The following is a 19,365-nucleotide window of genomic DNA, read 5'->3' on the forward strand; positions in this document are numbered from 1 at the left end:
CCGGTGGGGCCGCGTGCTCCGGCTGACGCGCCGGGACATCGAGCGGGCGGACGGCTGGTTCGACCGCCACGGCGTGTGGACCGTCTTTTTCTGCCGCCTCGTCCCGCTCGTCCGGAGCCTCATCTCGATTCCGGCGGGCATGTCGCGGATGAACCTCGGCTCGTTCATCGTGCTGACGGCGGCGGGCAGCCTGCTCTGGAACACCGTCCTCGTGTCGCTCGGCGCCGCGGTCGGGGAGAACTGGCACATCGTCGTCCGGTATATGGATGTGTATTCGACGTTCGCCTACCTGGTCCTCGGACTGCTGTTGGTGGCGGGCCTCCTCTCGTATTTTAATTTCCGAAGAAAGCGGGCTTAACGCAATATGGAATTATTTGAACTTCTGAAAGCACTCATCCTCGGCTTCGTCGAGGGCATGACCGAGTTTGCGCCCGTCTCGTCGACAGGACATATGATCATCGTCGACGACATGTGGCTGAAAACCGAGGAGTTCCTCGGCAAATACTCGGCGAATACATTCAAGATCGTCGTGCAGCTCGGTTCGATTCTGGCGGTCGTCGTCGTGTTCTGGAAACGGCTGTTCAGCCTGATCGGCCTCTATCAAGGGGACGTGACCGACGGCAAGATGAGCGAGCGGTTTAACTTGCTGCACGTCATCATCGGCATGCTGCCGGCCGTCATCATCGGTTTCGCGTTCAAGGACTTTATCGACGACCATCTGTTCGGCGTGAAGACGGTCATCTGGGCGCTCGTCGCCGGCGCAATCCTCATGATCGCCGCCGACAAATTCGGTCCGAAAAATCCGCGCGTCACGTCGCTCGACCAGATCACATACCGCCAGGCGCTCGCGATCGGCCTCGTCCAGTGCCTCTCGCTCTGGCCGGGCTTCTCGCGCTCCGGCGCCACGATCTCCGGCGGCGTCCTGTTCGGCCTCAACCACAAAACGGCGGCCGACTTCACGTTCATCATGGCCGTCCCGATCATGGCCGGCGCGAGCCTCGTCTCCGTCATGAAAAACATGGACGAAATGACCGCCGCCCACCTGCCGTTCTACATCGTCGGCTTCGTGAGCGCCTTCATCTTCGCGCTGATCTCGATCAAATTCTTCCTGAAGCTGATCGACAAAATCAAACTCACCCCGTTTGCGATCTACCGCCTTGTGTTGGCCGCCGTGCTGTCCTGGTTCGTGTTCGCGTAAGGAAAAACCCCGCCTTGGCGGGGTTTTTGTGTGGGGTGGGGCTACAACATAGACGGCGGCTAGTCGTTCGATTCGGAAGGCTAATCGTTCGATTCAACCGGTTAATCGTTCGATTCGAGAGGCTAATCGTTCGATTCAAACGCCTAATCGTTCGATTCGCCCAAAAACGTCATCTCGTACTGAGCACCAGCTGTTGCATGTCATGGAGAAATCGGAGGGCTTGCGGGTAATCGAGCACATGGCGGACGGAACGTCCCTTTCCAACTTTCCGGAGCGGAAACTCGGAAAGAATTCGTTGCGGACTGCTGGAGCTGCTCAGGAGGAACAGCTCGCGGCATTGCCTCGGGGTGATCGTTCTGCTTCTCAGCAAAAGCCAGTCCAGGATCGTTTCTCTGTAAGGCGCTTCTTTCTCTAAACCGCAGAGGGGGCATGTCCAGATCCGCTCGGACGCCTTATCCAACCAGCCCGTGCATATGCAGATGGGTCCCCAATATAAATCCCGGCGATCAATCTGCGCGAAATCGCAATAAGGAAACGGCAGGTAGGGAGTGTGACTCTCGCCGATCCTTCCGGCGATCTCCAGGATTTCATCCGCCGTCCAGATCGTCGGCTTGCCCGCATGAAGACGGATCAGGCTCCGCAGTTCCCGCAGGCGGATCACCGGCAATCCCGTCTGAATCTGCTCGACAATGGGGTTTGCAGTGAGCACGACCGCTCCGCCCACCGGCACATTCAACTGTTGCATCTGAAGCCAGTTGCCGAGACTTTCTTGTTGATCCCTGAATTGAGCGACGGGACAGTCCATCGACTGGGTGACCAGCCCGTTTTCGACCTTCTGAAGCTCGGCCGGTCCCTGGGTGAACCGGAGTCTGCCTCCGATCTGCTTGGCTTCAAAAATGAAGACACCGGAAGGCATAATTAAAATCGTATCCAGCTGGATGAACGCACCAAAAGGCATCGGCAGTCCAATATCCCACAAAACTTTGCTCCCCTGCGGCAATCCGGCTGAATGAATCGTGTCCAGCAGACGCTCTTCGCCTGCCAATCCGGCTCTTTTATTGTTCAATTGCTTCTCCAACTCGGTTTTCTTTTTTTGAGGTCCTCTGAATCGCGCAACGACACGTTCCTGGCAATGGATAATCAGTTTGGAAGATGACTCGGATGCTACGTCCGCCACCTGCTTTCCCTCGTATTTCCTCAACCATAGCACGGTCTCGTGGCGGGGGGAAGATGCTATAAAAGCAGTGCCGTCCGGGCCTGTGGATAACCGGGTGTTAACTCGGAAAAATGAGTTCGAAATTTAATTTTGCGTACAGTTATGTACGTCATTCGAGAAAAAATGATTCTTTCGACCTACACAGGTTTTCACTTCCATGGCAAGCTGCCGAGTCGCCTGATCCTGGCGAAGCTAATCGTTCGATTCAGAGCGCTAATCGTTCGATTCAAACTGTTAATCGTTCGATTCAAGTGCCTAATCGTTCGATTCAAACACTTAATCGTTCGATTCGCCTCTCCACGCCTCTCCCGCCTTGCCACTCCCACCTTCTCCCTCTTCCAAACATTCACCCGTTTCTCTCGATTGACACTTCTTGAAAACGTCTTCATTTCGAGGGACCGGTCCGCTATACTACTCAGAGTGCCTGTGACCAGGCGTTAAGAAGACTGAATCTTTACGGTCATCTAAGAAAGGAGAAAACATGGAAGCGAACAAGAAAAAAGGGTTTTTCCAAAAATTCCTCGATTCGATCGAGACCGTCGGGAACAAGCTCCCGCATCCGGTGACACTTTTCGCCGGCCTCGCACTTCTCGTGCTGATCCTTTCCGCGATCGTTTCGTCGTTCGGCATTTCGGTCGAACATCCGGGCAAGCCGGGGGAAATGATCGAGGTGAAAAACCTCCTCAATAAAGAGGGGATCCATTACATATTTACGAGCATGACCGACAACTTCATCGGCTTTGCGCCGCTCGGAGTCGTGCTTCTCACGATGCTCGGCATCGGGGTGGCGGAGGGGTCCGGCCTCATTTCCGCGCTGCTCCGCGGGTTTGTCATGTCGGTGCCGAAGCGGCTCATCACGCTCGGGCTCGTCTTTGCGGGCGTCATGTCGTCCGTCGCGTCCGACGCGGGCTATGTCGTGCTTCCGCCGCTCGGCGCGGTCATCTTCGCCGCGCTCGGCCGGCATCCGCTCGCGGGTCTTGCCGCCGCATTCGCCGGGGTGTCCGGCGGGTTCAGCGCCAACCTGCTTCTGTCCGGGACCGATGCGCTCCTCGGCGAGCTGACGATCCTCGGTGCGGAGATCATCGATCCGGCATACGCCGGCAGCATGAACATCGCCATGAACTACTACTTCATCGCGATCTCCGTCTTCGTCCTGACCCTCGCCGGCGCGTGGGTGACCGAGAAGATCGTCGAGCCGCGCCTTGGCGAGTACAAGGGCGAATTCCGCGAAAGCATGGAAAAGCTGACGTCGGTCGAGAAGAAGGGCCTCATCTGGTCCGCCGTCTCGGTCGTCATCGCAGCCGGCCTCATGCTGCTGCTCGTCGTCATTCCGGGTGCACCGCTCCGAGGCGACGAAGGCGACATGCCGATCATCCGCTCGCCGTTCATGAGCTCGCTCGTCCCGATCATCGCGATCCTGTTCTTCATTCCGGGACTCGTCTACGGGAAAGTGACGAAAGTCATCCGCAACGACAAAGACGTCGCGGAAATGATGGGCAAGACGATGGCGTCGATGGGCATGTTCATCGTCCTCAGCTTCACCGCCGCCCAGTTCGTCGCCTACTTCTCCGAATCCGGAATGGGCCTCGTCCTCGGCGTGTACGGCGCGGAATTCCTGCAGAGCATCAAGCTCACCGGCATCCCGCTCGTCCTGCTGTTTATCGTGATCGCGGCATTCATCAACCTGTTCATCGGCAGTGCCTCCGCCAAATGGGCGATGATGGCCCCGATCTTCGTTCCGATCATGATGCAGCTCGGCTACTCGCCGGAGCTCACGCAAATGGCGTACCGCGTCGCCGACTCGTCGACGAACATCATCTCGCCGCTCATGACCTACTTTGCGGTCATCATCGCGTTCGCCCAGAAATACGACAAGAAAATGGGCATCGGGACACTCGTTTCCACGATGTTCCCGTACTCGATGGTCTTCCTCGGCGTCTGGAGCGCCGTCCTCATCATCTGGATGCTCCTCGGACTGCCGCTCGGACCGGATGCACCGATCTTCTACAACCCGAGTTAATTGAGAAGGGGCTGTCCGATAAGTCCCTAAAATGATGAAGGAGGCGAAAAACAAATCGTTTTTCGCCTCCTTCCTTTTATTTTGAATATGTTTGGCAGAAGGCATCCGCAGGATGCCCGCCACTTTCAGGAAATTGTGGGCGAGTGCCAGGATTCCAAACTCCAAGTGAACCTTATCCAGCCCTCGAAGATGGAATCGACGGAACGCCAAATTGCCCTTGAGATTCCCAAAAACTGTCTCCACTTCGATTTTCCGAAGGGCGTAGATCTGTTTTAGGGTTTCATCATCAAGGGCTTTTCTTGCCTTGGCCTTCAATTCCTCATAAATCGGATTCCAGTGAACCTGCCGGTTCCCTTTTGCCTTGGTGCACAGTGCTTTCAACGGGCAGTCACTGCAATCCTCGCNCGGAGATCATCGATCCGGCATACGCCGGCAGCATGAACATCGCCATGAACTACTACTTCATCGCGATCTCCGTCTTCGTCCTGACCCTCGCCGGCGCGTGGGTGACCGAGAAGATCGTCGAGCCGCGCCTTGGCGAGTACAAGGGCGAATTCCGCGAAAGCATGGAAAAGCTGACGTCGGTCGAGAAGAAGGGCCTCATCTGGTCCGCCGTCTCGGTCGTCATCGCAGCCGGCCTCATGCTGCTGCTCGTCGTCATTCCGGGTGCACCGCTCCGAGGCGACGAAGGCGACATGCCGATCATCCGCTCGCCGTTCATGAGCTCGCTCGTCCCGATCATCGCGATCCTGTTCTTCATTCCGGGACTCGTCTACGGGAAAGTGACGAAAGTCATCCGCAACGACAAAGACGTCGCGGAAATGATGGGCAAGACGATGGCGTCGATGGGCATGTTCATCGTCCTCAGCTTCACCGCCGCCCAGTTCGTCGCCTACTTCTCCGAATCCGGAATGGGCCTCGTCCTCGGCGTGTACGGCGCGGAATTCCTGCAGAGCATCAAGCTCACCGGCATCCCGCTCGTCCTGCTGTTTATCGTGATCGCGGCATTCATCAACCTGTTCATCGGCAGTGCCTCCGCCAAATGGGCGATGATGGCCCCGATCTTCGTTCCGATCATGATGCAGCTCGGCTACTCGCCGGAGCTCACGCAAATGGCGTACCGCGTCGCCGACTCGTCGACGAACATCATCTCGCCGCTCATGACCTACTTTGCGGTCATCATCGCGTTCGCCCAGAAATACGACAAGAAAATGGGCATCGGGACACTCGTTTCCACGATGTTCCCGTACTCGATGGTCTTCCTCGGCGTCTGGAGCGCCGTCCTCATCATCTGGATGCTCCTCGGACTGCCGCTCGGACCGGATGCACCGATCTTCTACAACCCGAGTTAATTGAGAAGGGGCTGTCCGATAAGTCCCTAAAATGATGAAGGAGGCGAAAAACAAATCGTTTTTCGCCTCCTTCCTTTTATTTTGAATATGTTTGGCAGAAGGCATCCGCAGGATGCCCGCCACTTTCAGGAAATTGTGGGCGAGTGCCAGGATTCCAAACTCCAAGTGAACCTTATCCAGCCCTCGAAGATGGAATCGACGGAACGCCAAATTGCCCTTGAGATTCCCAAAAACTGTCTCCACTTCGATTTTCCGAAGGGCGTAGATCTGTTTTAGGGTTTCATCATCAAGGGCTTTTCTTGCCTTGGCCTTCAATTCCTCATAAATCGGATTCCAGTGAACCTGCCGGTTCCCTTTTGCCTTGGTGCACAGTGCTTTCAACGGGCAGTCACTGCAATCCTCGCACTCATAGATTTTGAAATCCTGGACGAAGCCAGACGCATTTTTCTTTTTCATGTATTTCTTGAAGCGGACTTTCCGTCCGTTCGGACAGACGAACAGATCATCCTCTTCGTGATACGCCCAGTTCTTGGCGTTGTATGCGTTTTTCTTATAACTGCGCGATTGTTCCTTCAGGTAGGTGTTATACGGGATTAGAAAATCGGCAACCGCTTCTCCGTCTTCCTCTCCGAGAAGATAAAGGTAATTCTCCTCACTTCCGTATCCCGCATCCGCGACAATGCGCTTTGGCATCGGCAGCGCAGTTTCCCGGTAGGCTTCCATGTGTGGGATCAGACACCGGGTGTCTGTGGGCCGCTGGTGAACAGAATAGAAAAGAACAAATTGGTTCTCGGTGGCCATCTGGATATTGTAGCCGGGCTTGAGCTGGCCGTTTTTCATATGATCTTCTTTCATTCGCATGAATGTGGCATCCGGGTCTGTCTTCGAGTAACTATTCCGGTCTTCTCCGCAAACCTCAAGCTGGGCAGCATATTTCTCTTTCCTCGGAATGAAGTCATCCCGGACCAACTTGAGCTTCCTGCGGATCATCGAGCGTTTTCTACGGATTCCCTTGCGGACCGCTGTATCTGTCTCTTTCTCAATTTTGTCCGTCAGGATCTCTTCCTGTCCTTCCAAACGGGAGACGGTCTCCATCAGTTCCTCCACCGAAGGATCACCTTCAGGCAGACTTCCCATTTCGAATCCCTCTGCCTCTGCAATCTCATGGATCTCCTGCAGGGTCTCGCTGATTTTCTTTTTCAGCTTTTCCTCGTATCCCAACACCGCTTTCTTGAATACAAAGGAATATTTATTGGCATCCGCCTCGATTTTCGTCCCATCGAGGAAGTAATTTTCAAAGTCAATGAAGCCGCGATGATGCAATTCCATCACCATCGCTTCGAATAAATCATCGATCATCTTGGGCATTCGGACCCCGCGGAACTCATTGATGGTCCGGTAGTCGGGAAGCTGGCCGGCGGCCAGCCACATAGCAGGAATGCTTTCCCTTGTCAGCTTTTCAATGCGCCGGCAGGAATATTCCTTTTGGGAGTAGGCGTAAAGAATGATCTTAAGCATCATCTTCGGGTGGTAAGAACTGCGGCCGCCTCCGGAATAATGCGCAATGAGCTGATCATCCGGAATCGTCTCGATCATTTCATCAATGACACGTGCCACATGGTCATCGGGAACCAGCGATTCGACATCGAAGATGGCGAAGGACTGGCGGTTATCATAGGGCTTGAAGACAGGCGCCAACCGGCGTTTTGGACGTTTTTCCTCAGGCTTGTTCACCTCTGCCAAGATCTCCATTTCTGTGATATACTCTGTTGTAGCAGTCTTCGGATTGCACATAAAAAGATCGCTCCTTTGTGTGTGTTGTTGTGGTGACTCCATTCTACAAAAGGCAGCGGTCTTTTTCTATTTTTTTGAGAGAGATAAAAAACAAGAAAGGGGCTGTTACAGAAAGTCGTTTTTATCGACTTTCTGGACAGCCCCTTTGCGTTGTCATCCGACTCCGAGCTTCGCCGAGATCCGGGCGCCTGTCTCTTTCACTTTTCCGGCGAGGAAGGCGAGCCGTTCGTCCGTGAGGCTGTAGTTGACGAAGCCGATGGAGACGGAGCCGATCACGGCACCGAGGCCGTCTTTGACGGCGACGGCGACTGAAGAAGTGCCGGGCGTCCGCTCGCCGTGGCTGTCCGCGAAGCCCTGCTCGCGGATCCGGCCAAGCTGTTCCATGAATCCCGCGACGTCTTCTTTCGGGATGAGCCGGGTGAGGATATCCGATGCGTGATCGTCCGGCATGGCGGCGAGCATGGATTTATTGGCGGCCCCGATGTGCATCGGGATGCGGAGGCCGAGTTTGTCGTTGACGCGGATCGGATTGTCCTCACTGTCGATCCGTTCCATGACGACCGCTTCAATGCCGGAAGGACGGCTCAAATAAACACTTTCGTTCACCTCGCGGGCCAGCCGTTCGAGCTCCGGCCGGATTTTGGAAATGTAGTCGATCGAATCATAGATGCGAAGTCCGTATTCCATCCAAACCGGCCCGAGCCGGTAAAGCTTCGTCTGTTCATCCTGCTCCGCCAGCCGGACATCGGCCATCGCTTTCAGCATCCGGTGCATTGTGCTGAGCGGCAGTCCGCTCCGCTGGGCCAACTCGGAAATCGACAGCCCCCCGTGATCGGCTTCCGCCAGCAGAGAGGCGATTCCCATCGTGCGTTCCAGTGCCTGCATCTTGTTCTCTCCTTCCAAAGCGGATGTGTCTTCTTCCTGTTAGTCAGGGAGGAACACACACCTTTTCCAATATATCTTTCTCACCTAACGGAAATATCTAAATATATTGACAGTATAGCATGAAGTTCGTATATTTGTACCAACAACTTTCCGTTTAGTGAAAAAACTTTCTGCCTGACGGAAAAAGGAGGATCTCTCACATGCATTTCCTTTCATCGATGTACGGACCGCTCGAACGGGTCATCGTGAAGCGTCCCGAGCAGGCATTCCGCAGCCAGGAACATCTCGATGAAAACTGGCGGATGTTTAATTACACAGACGTGCCGGATTACGGCGAGGCGGTCCGCGAATTCGACGAGTTCCTGAATATCCTCGAAGCCCACGTCCCGGAGATTGATTTCCTTCCGGAAGCGGAGGAGGCGGGGCTCGATTCGCTCTACGCGCATGATCCCGTCAAATTCACCCCTGAAGGCGCCATCATCCTGAAATCCGGCAAGGAGCTCCGGCAGCCGGAAGCGCGGATTTATAAACAGTACCTGCAGGAAAAAGGCATACCGGTGATCGGGGAACTCACCGGTGAAGCCGTATCCGACGGGGGCGACATCGTCTGGCTGGATGACCGGACGATTGCCGTCGGCCGCGGATACCGGACGAATGACGAGGCGATCCGACAGCTCCGTGAACTAACGGCACCCTATGTCGACGAATTCATCGAAGTCCAGCTTCCGCACGACCGGGGGGAGGCCGAGTGCCTGCATCTCATGTCTTTCCTGAGCATGGTCGACCGTGACCTGGCGGTTGTCCACTCGCCGCTCATGCCGGTTTTTCTCCGGCAGCGACTGATCAATGGCGGCGTCAAGCTCATCGAAGTCCCGGAGGAGGAATATGACAATCTCGGATGCAATGTGCTCGCGCTTGCTCCGCGCCACGTCGTCATTCCGTCGGGCAACCCGGTGACGAAAGCGGCGCTCGAAGCGGCCGGCGCGACGGTCCATGAATACAAAGGCGACGAAATCACCTTTAAAGGAACGGGCGGGCCGACGTGCCTGACGTGCCCGGTGATCAGGAAATGAAGTGCCTTATTGTCCGCGGGTCGGGAAAACCCGCAGCACGGAAGGAGGCCGACTGATGGGACGCAGATGGGATACACCGGAAGCGCGCCGTGCGCTTCTCTGTGAACTGGTGAGCTGGGACAGCCGCACGCTGACGGAGGGGGAGCGCTTGTTTGCGCACCGGCTTGAGACGAAACTCCGGGAGATGGATCACTTCAGGCAGCATCCGGACCGGGTCGCCCTCCACGACGTGGATTACGGCCGGCATACGGTCACGGCGCTATATAAGCATCCGGAAGCGGCCGACACGATTGTGCTCATCAGCCACTTCGACACCGTGCAGACCGAGGAATACGGCGCCCTCCAGGCATTGTCGACGCTGCCCGAGGAACTGACCGCGAAGCTGCACGAAGTGAAGGACGCGCTCCATGAAGAAGCGCGGGCGGATCTTGAATCGGGAGAGTATCTGTTCGGGCGCGGCACGATGGACATGAAGGCGGGGCTCGCCGCGCATATGGCGCTCATCGAACAGGCGGCGGACGAGAACTGGCCGGTCAACCTTCTGCTCCTGACCGTACCGGATGAGGAAGTCAACTCCGCGGGCATGCGGGTCGCGGTCGAGGTGATGCTCGGCCTGGCGGAAGCGCATGATTTGTCCTACAGCCTGTTTTTGAACGGGGAACCGTCTTTCACGCAGGAGCCGGGCGACGAAAAGGAATACATCTACTCCGGCACGATCGGGAAAATCATGCCGGCTGCGCTTTTCTACGGGAAGGAAACGCATGTCGGCGAGCCATTCCAGGGCCTGACCGCAAATTACATCGCTTCATTCCTGACCCGGCGGATGGAGTTTTGCGACTTGTTCGAGGAGACGGAGTTCGGGGAGACGACGCCGCTTCCGGTCTCCCTTTATCAACGCGACTTGAAAGACCGGTACTCGACCCAGACGCCGTACCGGGCGGCCGCCCTCTACAATGTATTCCTGTACAGGCGCACCGCGGCCGACGTGATGGAAACGTTTGAACGGGTTGCGCGCGATTCCGCAGCCGAGTGCAGCTCCGAATACCGTGAGATTTGCCGCAGGCAGGGAGTCCGGGGCATCGGCGATGTGCAGGTGTACCGCTACGAACAGATTGTCGCGCACGCCGAAGACAAGCTCGGTCCGGAGACGGTCCGGCGACTGAAAGAAGAAGCAATTGCCGGAGCGGGCACCGACGAGCGGGCCCAGAGCTTCGCCGTCGCGGACCTGCTGATGATCGAATGCCAGGAGTTGTCCCCGGCCATCGTTCTCCTGTACGCCCCGCCTTATTATCCGGCGATCAACTCTTCGGATGAGAAGCTCGTCCGGGATGCAGTCGCCCTCATGAAAGAAACGGCGGATGCCCTCGGTACGAAACTCGGCCAGATCCATTATTTCAACGGCATCTGCGACTTGAGCTACGTCAACTACAAGGATGACGGCAACGGCTGGATCGTCTATGAACGCAACACGCCGGTATGGGGAGACACGTACAGCATCCCGTTCGAAGGCATGCGGAAACTGTCCGCCCCCGTCCTGAACCTCGGACCGCTCGGCCGCGACGCCCATCAGCGGACAGAGCGCCTCCACATGGACAGCGCATTCAGACGATTGCCGGCCATGCTGGAAACGCTCATCCGGAAGCTGTTCATCGAGAAATGAAAACCCACCATAGGAAGGAAGAACAACATGTCCCAATTCAAGAACGTCATCGTTAAAGCACCTGCAAAAAGCTATGTCGACGGCCTCACCACCTCCGACCTCGGAAAACCCGATTACGGCAAAGTCGCCGAACAGCATCAAGCATACGTGGAAGCGCTGAAGAGCTGCGGCGTGGAAGTGACCGAATTGCCGGCGGATGAGCAGTACCCGGACTCTGTTTTCGTCGAAGACCCGGCCGTCCTCACTCCGGAATTCGCGGTGATCGCCAACCCGGGCGCGGAAAGCCGCAACGGCGAAAAGGAAGCGATCGAAAAGGCGCTCGGCAAGTTCTACGAAACGTTCTATCATATCGAATCGCCGGGCTTCCTTGACGGCGGGGACGTGCTCCAGGCGGACAACCGCTTCTCCATCGGCCTGTCCGAGCGGACGAACGAAGAAGGCGCCCGCCAGCTCAAAGAGATCGTCGAAAAGGAAGGCTACACTGCGGAAATCCTGCCGCTCGAGGAGTTCTTCCATTTGAAGACGGGCATCGCCTATCTCGGAAACAACAACATGGTCGTCGCCGGCGAGTTCATCGATCATCCCGCCTTCGCCGACTATGACAAGATCGTCATCGGCAAGGAAGACGAATACTCCGCGAACTGCATCCGGGTGAACGACCGCGTCATCATCCCGGCAGGCTTCCCGGAAACGAAGCGCAAAATCGAAGAAGCCGGCTACAAAACAATCGAACTCGATATGAGTGAAGTCCAGAAGCAGGACGGCGGTCTCAGTTGCCTGTCGCTGCGATTCTGAATCGGATAGACCAAGCCAAAAAGGGGAGGGACCACTGCCGGAAACACCGGCGGCGGGCCTCCCGTTCATCAATTTAGACTGAAAATTGGAACTTGTGCCCTGTATTGTAAGCGGATACAGCGAAGTGTTCATTTCACCCGCCGGAAGAAGATCCCCGGCGCAAAGACCGCAGACACCGCGGGATGAGACACCTTGGCGACCATGCCGTAAAAACGGCACGCCGCTTTACCCATGCCAATGAAAACAAATCAGAATGGAGTGTCGACGATGAACAAGCCGATCGATGGACCGAAAGGCGCACCGCCCGGAGAGGGGCCGGAGAAGAAAGAAAAGAGGTCGCTGAATCCGTTCGTCCTCATGTTTATGATCATCCTCGTCATGACGGCCCTGACCTACATCGTCCCTGCCGGCCAGTATGACCGGGAAGACGTGGACGGCCGGAGTATCGTGAACCCGGATTCGTTCCATTATATCGACCAGCAGCCGATCGGGTTTCTTGAGATGTTCAACAGCGTCCACGTCGGTTTTGTCGAAGGCGGGATGATCATCCTGTTCGTCTTCCTGTTCGGCGGGGCGCTCGGCATGATGCAGCGGACGGGCGCAATCGATGCGCTCATCAAAGTGACGGCCGCCCGCTTCGCTGCGCGGGAATACGTGCTTGTCCCGATCCTGACCCTGATGTTCGCCCTGCTCGGTGCCCTGATCGGTTCGGCCGAAGACCAGCTCGTCTACATCGCGATCATCGCCCCGATGTTCCTGGCGCTGAAGCTGGATACACTGACCGGCTACGCATCCGTCGCACTCGGCATGATGTCCGTCGGTTTTGTCTCGGGGATCACCAACCCGTTCAACATCGGAGTCGCCCAGACCATCGCGGAATTGCCGGTCTACTCGGGGATGGGACTCCGGATCGCCTTGTTCGTGGTGTTTTACCTCATGGTCGTCGGTTATCTGTTCCTTCATATGAGGAGGATCAAGAAAGACCCGTCGCGTGCCGAATACGGGAAGTTCAAACCGTCGGAAATCCCTGAAGTCGACAAGGAGTACAAAGCATCCACGTGCCATAAACTGGCGATGATCGTGCTCGGCCTGACATTCGTGGGCCTCGTCTACGGCGTCATCGCCCAAGGGTGGTACATCAGCGAAATCGCCGGCATCTTCCTGCTCGGCGGAATCATCATGGGAATCATTTGCCGCATATCGCCCGGAGACCTGGCGGACGGATTCATCGACGGGGCGAAGGAAATGACGTCCGGCGCACTCATCATCGGGGTCGCGACGACCATCCTCGTCATCGCCCGGGAAGGGGCACTGCTCGACACGATCCTGCACGGCGCGGCCGGCCTCCTCGGCGTACTCCCGGCAAGCATCAATGCGGTCGGCATGTTCATCACCCAGCTGTTCATCAACTTCCTCGTTCCGTCGGGAAGCGGCCAGGCCGCACTCACGATGCCGATCATGGCGCCGCTCTCAGACTTGCTCGGCGTCACGCGGCAGACCGCCGTTCTCGCGTTCCAGCTCGGAGACGGTCTGTCCAATGTCGTCATCCCGACAAGCGGTGTAACGATCGCGGGCCTCGCCATGATGGGCATCCCGTTCACGAAGTGGTTCAAGTGGGTCTTCCCGCTGTTCCTCGCCCAGGTGGCGGTCGGCATCATTTTCATTATCATCGCCCAGGCGGTCGGCTACGGCCCGTTCTGATGAGGTATGAGGGCGAGTCAAGATCAGATCCATCAGGAAAGGAGTTTTTTACATGGTCCAGCAGATCAACGAAACACTCACAGAAAAGGTCGTCGGGTGGCGCCGTCATCTCCATCGCCACCCGGAGCTCTCCCACCGGGAATTCGAAACGGCAAACTATATTGAAGGCGTGCTGAACGGCTTCGGTGATGGCCTGGAAGTATCAAAGCCGACCGCGACAAGCGTCCTCGCGGTGCTGAAAGGGACGAAGCCGGCAGAAGGAAACGCGCCGGTCATCGCGTTTCGGGCGGACATTGACGCACTGCCGATCGAGGAAGAAGCGGACATTGACTTCCGCTCCGAAAACCCGGGCGTCATGCACGCCTGCGGCCACGACTGCCACCCGGCGATGCTGCTCGGCGCGGTGAGCGAACTCGTCGGCCGCCGGGATGAATTTGCCGGCGAAATGCGCTTCATCTTCCAGCACGCGGAGGAAGTGTCGCCGGGCGGAGCGGAGCAACTGGTGGAAAAAGGCGTCATCGACGAGGTCGACCAGATCTTCGCCCTCCACATCCAGCCCGACTACCCGGCAGGAAAATTCTCCGTCCGGGAAGGATCGCTCACGAGCGCCGCAGACGACTTCATCGTCCGGATCATCGGCAGCGGCGGCCACGCCTCGACGCCTCAATTGTGCGTGGACCCGCTCGCCATCGGATCCGAGATCGTCATGAGCGCCCAGCAGATCGTCTCCCGGAAACTCCCGCCGCTGAAGGTCCCTGTCCTGACGATCGCAACCTTCCACTGCGGCGAAGCAAACAACGTCATCGCCTCCCATGCGGAACTCACCGGCACGATCCGCTCCCACGACCCGGAAGTCCGGGTGAAGGCGAGAGACCTGTTCGAACAGGTCGTCCGGGGCATCACGGACGCCCACGGAGCCGGATACGAACTGGAATGGGAACTCGGCTGCCCGGGCGTCGTCAACGCGGCCGGCCCGGTGGACATTTCCCGCCAAGCCGCCCGGGACATCTACGGCGCGGAGAACGTTTTCGAAGTCGGCGAACCCGCCTTCGGCACCGAAGACTTCGCCTTTTACTCGGAAGCGATCCCCGCCTCCATGCAGTTCATCGGCGTCCACAACGAAGACTTCGGCCACGCCCACCCGCTCCACCACGGCAAAATGAAAGTCGACGAAAGCGCCCTCCCGCTCGGCGCCGCTTACTACATCCGGGTGGCGGAAAACGTATTCGGGATGTGAGCGGGGGGGCTTGAAAGGGCGTGGTGGTTTGGTTTCTTAACATTCAGCGATGTTTGCTTAACATTCGCGGCAGTTTGCTTAACATTCACACTCGTTTGCTTAACATTCAAGAAACCCCCAATTTATGGAGCCCCGAACCGCTTTCCGGAGGCTCCATTTTTCAATTTTGACATCAAAAAGTGCCTCAATTTTCAAAGTTGGGGAATCGGCTATTCACCCCTTCCTTTCCGTGATATGGTACGGGGTGAAAGGGGGAGTGTGGAAATATGTCGATCGCCGTCCTTCATGAAGCTGCCTACGGCCGAGCGATTCGCCGGCTTGCAGTGAAGCACCGGTTGGTTGAGGAGATTGAGCGCAAGAAGCGGTCGATTGGGGCCGGGATTGCGGGGGAAGAACGGGTGCTGAAGTATCTGGGTACGCTCGGCATCAAGTGGCCGGTCCTCTGGGATGTCAATCTGGAGATTTCCCCGGGGCATTATGTGCAAATTGATGTTCTGGTCATGCTGCCTGCATACGCAATTATCTATGAAGCCAAGAACATCGCCGGCCGCCTCCGTTTTGAGCCCAATCCGGCCGGCTTGTACAAGTATGATGAGCAGGGACAGCTGAAAGCCCGCTACGACTGCCCGGTGTTGCAGCTTCAAGATGAAATTGCGAACCTCCGGATTTGGCTTTACCAGAAAAATATTCCGTATAGTGTGGACGGGGCAGTCGTGATGACAGGAAGCGGAATCATCGAAAAACCGCCTGCCCAGGGGAAACTGTTCAGCCTGCGCGAATTGCGAAACGACATTTTGGGCCGGACAGGCGGCGGAGGAAGGACAATCGAGGAGCTTTGGGAACTCGCGGACCGCATCGCCAAGGAGAATACGCCGTTCATCCCGTTTCCCGTCTTCCCCCGGCTCGGCATCGACGATAGGGAAGTGTACTGGGGCCCGGTGTGTGAAGCGGGAACATGCAAAGGACGGCTGAACCGGAAGAGCCGCCGGAACTGGACGTGCAATCAATGCGGCTGGAAGACGGCCGACCCGTATACAAAAACGCTGGAGGACTGGTTTCTCCTAAGAAGCCGGACAATCACGAATGCACAGGTCCGCGAACTGTTCGGCATCAGCAGCGCCAGTGCTTCACGCTTACTGGCCGCTTACAACCTGAAAAAAGGCGGAAAAGGGCGGGCTACTTACTATTACTGGGATTACACGGAGCCGTTAATGAGGGTGAAGAAGGCGGTTTTGGCATGAATGTTAAGAAAGACTGCCTGAATGTTAAGAAAGAGCCGCTGAATGTTAAGCAAACCGCCCTGAGTGTTAAGAAAGCTTTCGGCCCGCCGCCGAAAGCTTCTTCTTTTTGATGGGAGGGTTCGACGCGGCGAACCCGCGACCACCAAAAGAAGTGTCCGGCACAAGGCCGGACACTTCCGTCATATCTCCACGACGCCGCCGGGTTCCGCGAGTTCCGTGCTGTCGCCGAAGGCTTCCATGGCGGCCCCCTTGATCACCTGCACATCGCCGGCCTGCGGCAGATGCGTGAGCAGCAGCCGCTTGGCGTCCGCCAGCCGGGCGAGTCCGCCGGCTTCGCTGCCCGCCATATGGCCCGGCGCCCGGCCTTTGTCTTCCTCATACAAGTTCGCCTCGCTCACCAACAGATCCGCGCCGGCCGCGAACTCCGCGAGCCCCTCGAAGAACTCCGTGTCCGCCGTAAAGACGGCCGCCTTCCCGCCGGCCTCAAACCGCGCGGCCAGGCAATACACCGGATGAACCGTCTCCGCGAACGTCACCGAAAACGGCCCGATCTCATACACCTCACCCGGCCGCACCGCGCGTCCTTCCGTCACCTCTTTATAGGAAAGCCCCGCGAACCCCTCCGCATCGCGGTCGTGCGCATAGATCGGAAGCTTCGGAAGCCTGTTCCCCGTATAAGACGCAATCAGATGATGATACTGCAGGCTCCCGATATCCGCCACATGATCCGCATGGTAATGGCTCACCACGACCGCATCGATCTCCTCAAGCGTCTTGTACCGCTGCACCTGCGACAGCACCCCGCTCCCGCAGTCAAACAGCACCGTAAACCCGTCATGCTCGATCAAAAACGACGACGTCGCCGACTCCGCCTTCGGATAGCCGCCCCAGATCCCTACTGGAATCACCTTCACAAAATCCCCTCCCAAACCTTGATACTCTCAGTCTACCACCGAACGCCCCGCCCTACGCAGCCCATCCCGATAAGCCGATCCGCGGCCCGTCTTCCCAAAAAGCCCTCACGGCCCGGGATGACCCGCCGGCCGCGGGCGTAGTAGAATAGAAGGAACGAGGAGGTACGGACGATATGGCTGAACGGATTTTGATCGTGGAAGATGAGGAGAATATTGCGCGGGTGCTGCAGCTCGAACTCGAGTTCGAGGGGTATGAGGCCGGCGTCGCGCATGCGGGGGATGAGGGGCTCATCCGGTTCCGCGAGGGCGGATGGGATCTCGTGCTGCTCGATCTCATGCTGCCGGGGCTGTCGGGGCTCGATGTGCTGCGGCGCATCCGGGCGACGGATCCGGCGGCGCCGGTCATTTTGCTGACGGCGAAGAACGATGTGGAGGATAAGGTGGCGGGGCTCGATCTCGGGGCGAATGATTATGTGACGAAGCCATTCGAGATCGAGGAGCTGCTCGCCCGGATCCGCGCGGTGCTGCGGACGGCGAAGGCGCTGTCCGGAAACGGCGCGGCGGCCGGCGGCAACGGGCAGCCGGATCACGTCCATTCGTTCGGCGGGGTGACGCTTGATGAGCATACCCGCGAGGTCATGCGCGATGGCCGGGAGATCGAGCTGACGCCGCGNCCCTCGAAGAACTCCGTGTCCGCCGTAAAGACGGCCGCCTTCCCGCCGGCCTCAAACCGCGCGGCCAGGCAATACACCGGATGAACCGTCTCCGCGAACGTCACCGAAAACGGCCCGATCTCATACACCTCACCCGGCCGCACCGCGCGTCCTTCCGTCACCTCTTTATAGGAAAGCCCCGCGAACCCCTCCGCATCGCGGTCGTGCGCATAGATCGGAAGCTTCGGAAGCCTGTTCCCCGTATAAGACGCAATCAGATGATGATACTGCAGGCTCCCGATATCCGCCACATGATCCGCATGGTAATGGCTCACCACGACCGCATCGATCTCCTCAAGCGTCTTGTACCGCTGCACCTGCGACAGCACCCCGCTCCCGCAGTCAAACAGCACCGTAAACCCGTCATGCTCGATCAAAAACGACGACGTCGCCGACTCCGCCTTCGGATAGCCGCCCCAGATCCCTACTGGAATCACCTTCACAAAATCCCCTCCCAAACCTTGATACTCTCAGTCTACCACCGAACGCCCCGCCCTACGCAGCCCATCCCGATAAGCCGATCCGCGGCCCGTCTTCCCAAAAAGCCCTCACGGCCCGGGATGACCCGCCGGCCGCGGGCGTAGTAGAATAGAAGGAACGAGGAGGTACGGACGATATGGCTGAACGGATTTTGATCGTGGAAGATGAGGAGAATATTGCGCGGGTGCTGCAGCTCGAACTCGAGTTCGAGGGGTATGAGGCCGGCGTCGCGCATGCGGGGGATGAGGGGCTCATCCGGTTCCGCGAGGGCGGATGGGATCTCGTGCTGCTCGATCTCATGCTGCCGGGGCTGTCGGGGCTCGATGTGCTGCGGCGCATCCGGGCGACGGATCCGGCGGCGCCGGTCATTTTGCTGACGGCGAAGAACGATGTGGAGGATAAGGTGGCGGGGCTCGATCTCGGGGCGAATGATTATGTGACGAAGCCATTCGAGATCGAGGAGCTGCTCGCCCGGATCCGCGCGGTGCTGCGGACGGCGAAGGCGCTGTCCGGAAACGGCGCGGCGGCCGGCGGCAACGGGCAGCCGGATCACGTCCATTCGTTCGGCGGGGTGACGCTTGATGAGCATACCCGCGAGGTCATGCGCGATGGCCGGGAGATCGAGCTGACGCCGCGGGAGTTTGACTTGCTGCTGCATTTCCTCAAGTACCCGAACCAGGTGTTCGAGCGTGCGCAGTTGCTCGATGCGGTTTGGGGATTTGACTATTACGGCGACACGAACGTCGTCGATGTATACGTCCGGTACGTGCGCAAGAAAATCGGCGACGGGCTCATTCACACGGTGCGCGGCGTCGGCTACGTCATGAAGGAAAGCGCGAAATGAAGCTGAAGACCCGGATCCACGTGTTCACGACGCTGCTCATGTTCATCATCCTGGCGCTCGTGAGCACGGGTGTTTATTTCCTGTTTGCGCATATGACGTACGACCGGCAGGCGGAACAGCTGCTGGCGCGGGGGGAGGAGCTGGCGGTCGCGTTGCACAAGCTGGATCCGACAGATGACTCCAAGAGTGTCATCTTGGCGTATATGCCGCCGAGCGGGGCGGTCTGGGTGACCGGAGCCGAC

Annotated in this window: 14 protein-coding genes and 5 pseudogenes; 13 read left to right on the forward strand and 6 right to left on the reverse strand. The window is 57.8% G+C overall.

Annotation, left to right across the window (positions count from 1 at the left end):
- Positions 1-358, forward strand: a 358-nt coding sequence (locus BN1189_RS06555; RefSeq protein ID WP_040226702.1) for a DedA family protein, incomplete at its 5' end; no start/stop codon positions are given.
- A gap of 6 nt (positions 359-364) precedes the next feature.
- Entirely contained in the window at positions 365-1,198 is an 834-nt protein-coding gene (locus BN1189_RS06560; RefSeq protein ID WP_040226704.1) for an undecaprenyl-diphosphate phosphatase, read from the forward strand.
- Positions 1,199-1,367: 169 nt separating this feature from the next.
- Here BN1189_RS06560 and BN1189_RS06565 read toward each other — a convergent pair whose 3' ends face one another.
- Positions 1,368-2,276 carry a nuclease-related domain-containing protein gene (locus BN1189_RS06565; protein ID WP_040226706.1) on the reverse strand — a complete coding sequence of 303 codons (909 nt, stop codon included), beginning with the start codon at positions 2,274-2,276 and terminating at the stop codon, positions 1,368-1,370.
- A 619-nt stretch (positions 2,277-2,895) separates the two neighbouring features.
- On the opposite strand from BN1189_RS06565, the gene BN1189_RS06570 reads away from it, so the two are divergent.
- The gene (locus BN1189_RS06570; RefSeq protein ID WP_040226709.1) at positions 2,896-4,434 is read left to right on the forward strand and encodes an AbgT family transporter; all 1,539 of its coding nucleotides are present in this window, start codon (positions 2,896-2,898) and stop codon (positions 4,432-4,434) included.
- Positions 4,435-4,566: 132 nt separating this feature from the next.
- Here BN1189_RS06570 and BN1189_RS06575 read toward each other — a convergent pair.
- Positions 4,567-4,824, reverse strand: a pseudogene (locus tag BN1189_RS06575) (transposase); the annotation flags it as partial.
- Between the two features lie 20 nt (positions 4,825-4,844).
- Here BN1189_RS06575 and BN1189_RS06580 point away from each other — a divergent pair.
- Positions 4,845-5,786: pseudogene (locus tag BN1189_RS06580) on the forward strand (AbgT family transporter); the annotation flags it as partial.
- A 132-nt stretch (positions 5,787-5,918) separates the two neighbouring features.
- Here BN1189_RS06580 and BN1189_RS16760 read toward each other — a convergent pair.
- Positions 5,919-7,622 (reverse strand): annotated as a pseudogene (locus BN1189_RS16760) (IS1182 family transposase); the annotation flags it as partial.
- A 111-nt stretch (positions 7,623-7,733) separates the two neighbouring features.
- Positions 7,734-8,465, reverse strand: coding sequence for an IclR family transcriptional regulator (locus BN1189_RS06595; protein ID WP_040226731.1), 732 nt, complete (start codon positions 8,463-8,465; stop codon positions 7,734-7,736).
- A 200-nt stretch (positions 8,466-8,665) separates the two neighbouring features.
- Between BN1189_RS06595 and BN1189_RS06600 the strand changes: the two genes are divergently transcribed.
- The 6 genes from BN1189_RS06600 (at position 8,666) to BN1189_RS06625 (ending at position 16,172) form a co-directional block, all read left to right on the forward strand.
- Entirely contained in the window at positions 8,666-9,538 is an 873-nt protein-coding gene (locus BN1189_RS06600) for a dimethylarginine dimethylaminohydrolase family protein (protein WP_040226715.1), read from the forward strand.
- A 55-nt stretch (positions 9,539-9,593) separates the two neighbouring features.
- Positions 9,594-11,198, forward strand: coding sequence for a M20/M25/M40 family metallo-hydrolase (locus BN1189_RS06605; RefSeq protein ID WP_040226717.1), 1,605 nt, complete (start codon positions 9,594-9,596; stop codon positions 11,196-11,198).
- 27 nt (positions 11,199-11,225) lie between these two features.
- On the forward strand, positions 11,226-11,993 hold the full coding sequence (locus tag BN1189_RS06610) for a dimethylarginine dimethylaminohydrolase family protein (protein WP_040226719.1): 768 nt from the start codon (positions 11,226-11,228) through the stop codon (positions 11,991-11,993).
- A 267-nt stretch (positions 11,994-12,260) separates the two neighbouring features.
- Positions 12,261-13,694 (forward strand): YfcC family protein, encoded by a 1,434-nt coding sequence (locus tag BN1189_RS06615; protein WP_052455690.1) that lies wholly within the window; start codon positions 12,261-12,263, stop codon positions 13,692-13,694.
- Between the two features lie 52 nt (positions 13,695-13,746).
- On the forward strand, positions 13,747-14,931 hold the full coding sequence (locus tag BN1189_RS06620; protein ID WP_040226721.1) for a M20 metallopeptidase family protein: 1,185 nt from the start codon (positions 13,747-13,749) through the stop codon (positions 14,929-14,931).
- A gap of 266 nt (positions 14,932-15,197) precedes the next feature.
- Complete coding sequence (locus BN1189_RS06625; RefSeq protein ID WP_040226723.1) at positions 15,198-16,172, forward strand: nuclease-related domain-containing protein; 975 nt, start codon at positions 15,198-15,200, stop codon at positions 16,170-16,172.
- Positions 16,173-16,351: 179 nt separating this feature from the next.
- Here the strand turns inward: BN1189_RS06625 and BN1189_RS06630 are convergent, their stop codons facing one another.
- A complete protein-coding gene (locus BN1189_RS06630; RefSeq protein WP_040226725.1) occupies positions 16,352-17,086 on the reverse strand; it encodes an MBL fold metallo-hydrolase in 735 nt (244 codons plus the stop codon).
- A 173-nt stretch (positions 17,087-17,259) separates the two neighbouring features.
- Between BN1189_RS06630 and BN1189_RS06635 the strand changes: the two are divergent.
- Positions 17,260-17,757 (forward strand): annotated as a pseudogene (locus tag BN1189_RS06635) (response regulator transcription factor); the annotation flags it as partial.
- Here BN1189_RS06635 and BN1189_RS06640 read toward each other — a convergent pair.
- Positions 17,673-18,242 carry an MBL fold metallo-hydrolase gene (locus BN1189_RS06640; protein WP_082194164.1) on the reverse strand — a complete coding sequence of 190 codons (570 nt, stop codon included), beginning with the start codon at positions 18,240-18,242 and terminating at the stop codon, positions 17,673-17,675. The pseudogene BN1189_RS06635 and the gene BN1189_RS06640 sit on opposite strands and share 85 nt — an antisense overlap.
- A 173-nt stretch (positions 18,243-18,415) precedes the next feature.
- Here BN1189_RS06640 and BN1189_RS06645 point away from each other — a divergent pair, with 173 nt between their 5' ends.
- Both BN1189_RS06645 and BN1189_RS16025 read left to right on the forward strand, forming a co-directional pair.
- Positions 18,416-19,123: a response regulator transcription factor gene (locus BN1189_RS06645; RefSeq protein ID WP_040226727.1), complete on the forward strand. Its 708-nt coding sequence runs from the start codon at positions 18,416-18,418 to the stop codon at positions 19,121-19,123.
- Positions 19,120-19,365 (forward strand): annotated as a pseudogene (locus BN1189_RS16025) (sensor histidine kinase); the annotation flags it as partial. The gene BN1189_RS06645 and the pseudogene BN1189_RS16025, both read left to right, overlap by 4 nt.

Source organism: Bhargavaea cecembensis, from assembly GCF_000826125.2.
Classification (GTDB): Bacteria; Bacillota; Bacilli; order Bacillales_A; family Planococcaceae; genus Bhargavaea; species Bhargavaea cecembensis_B.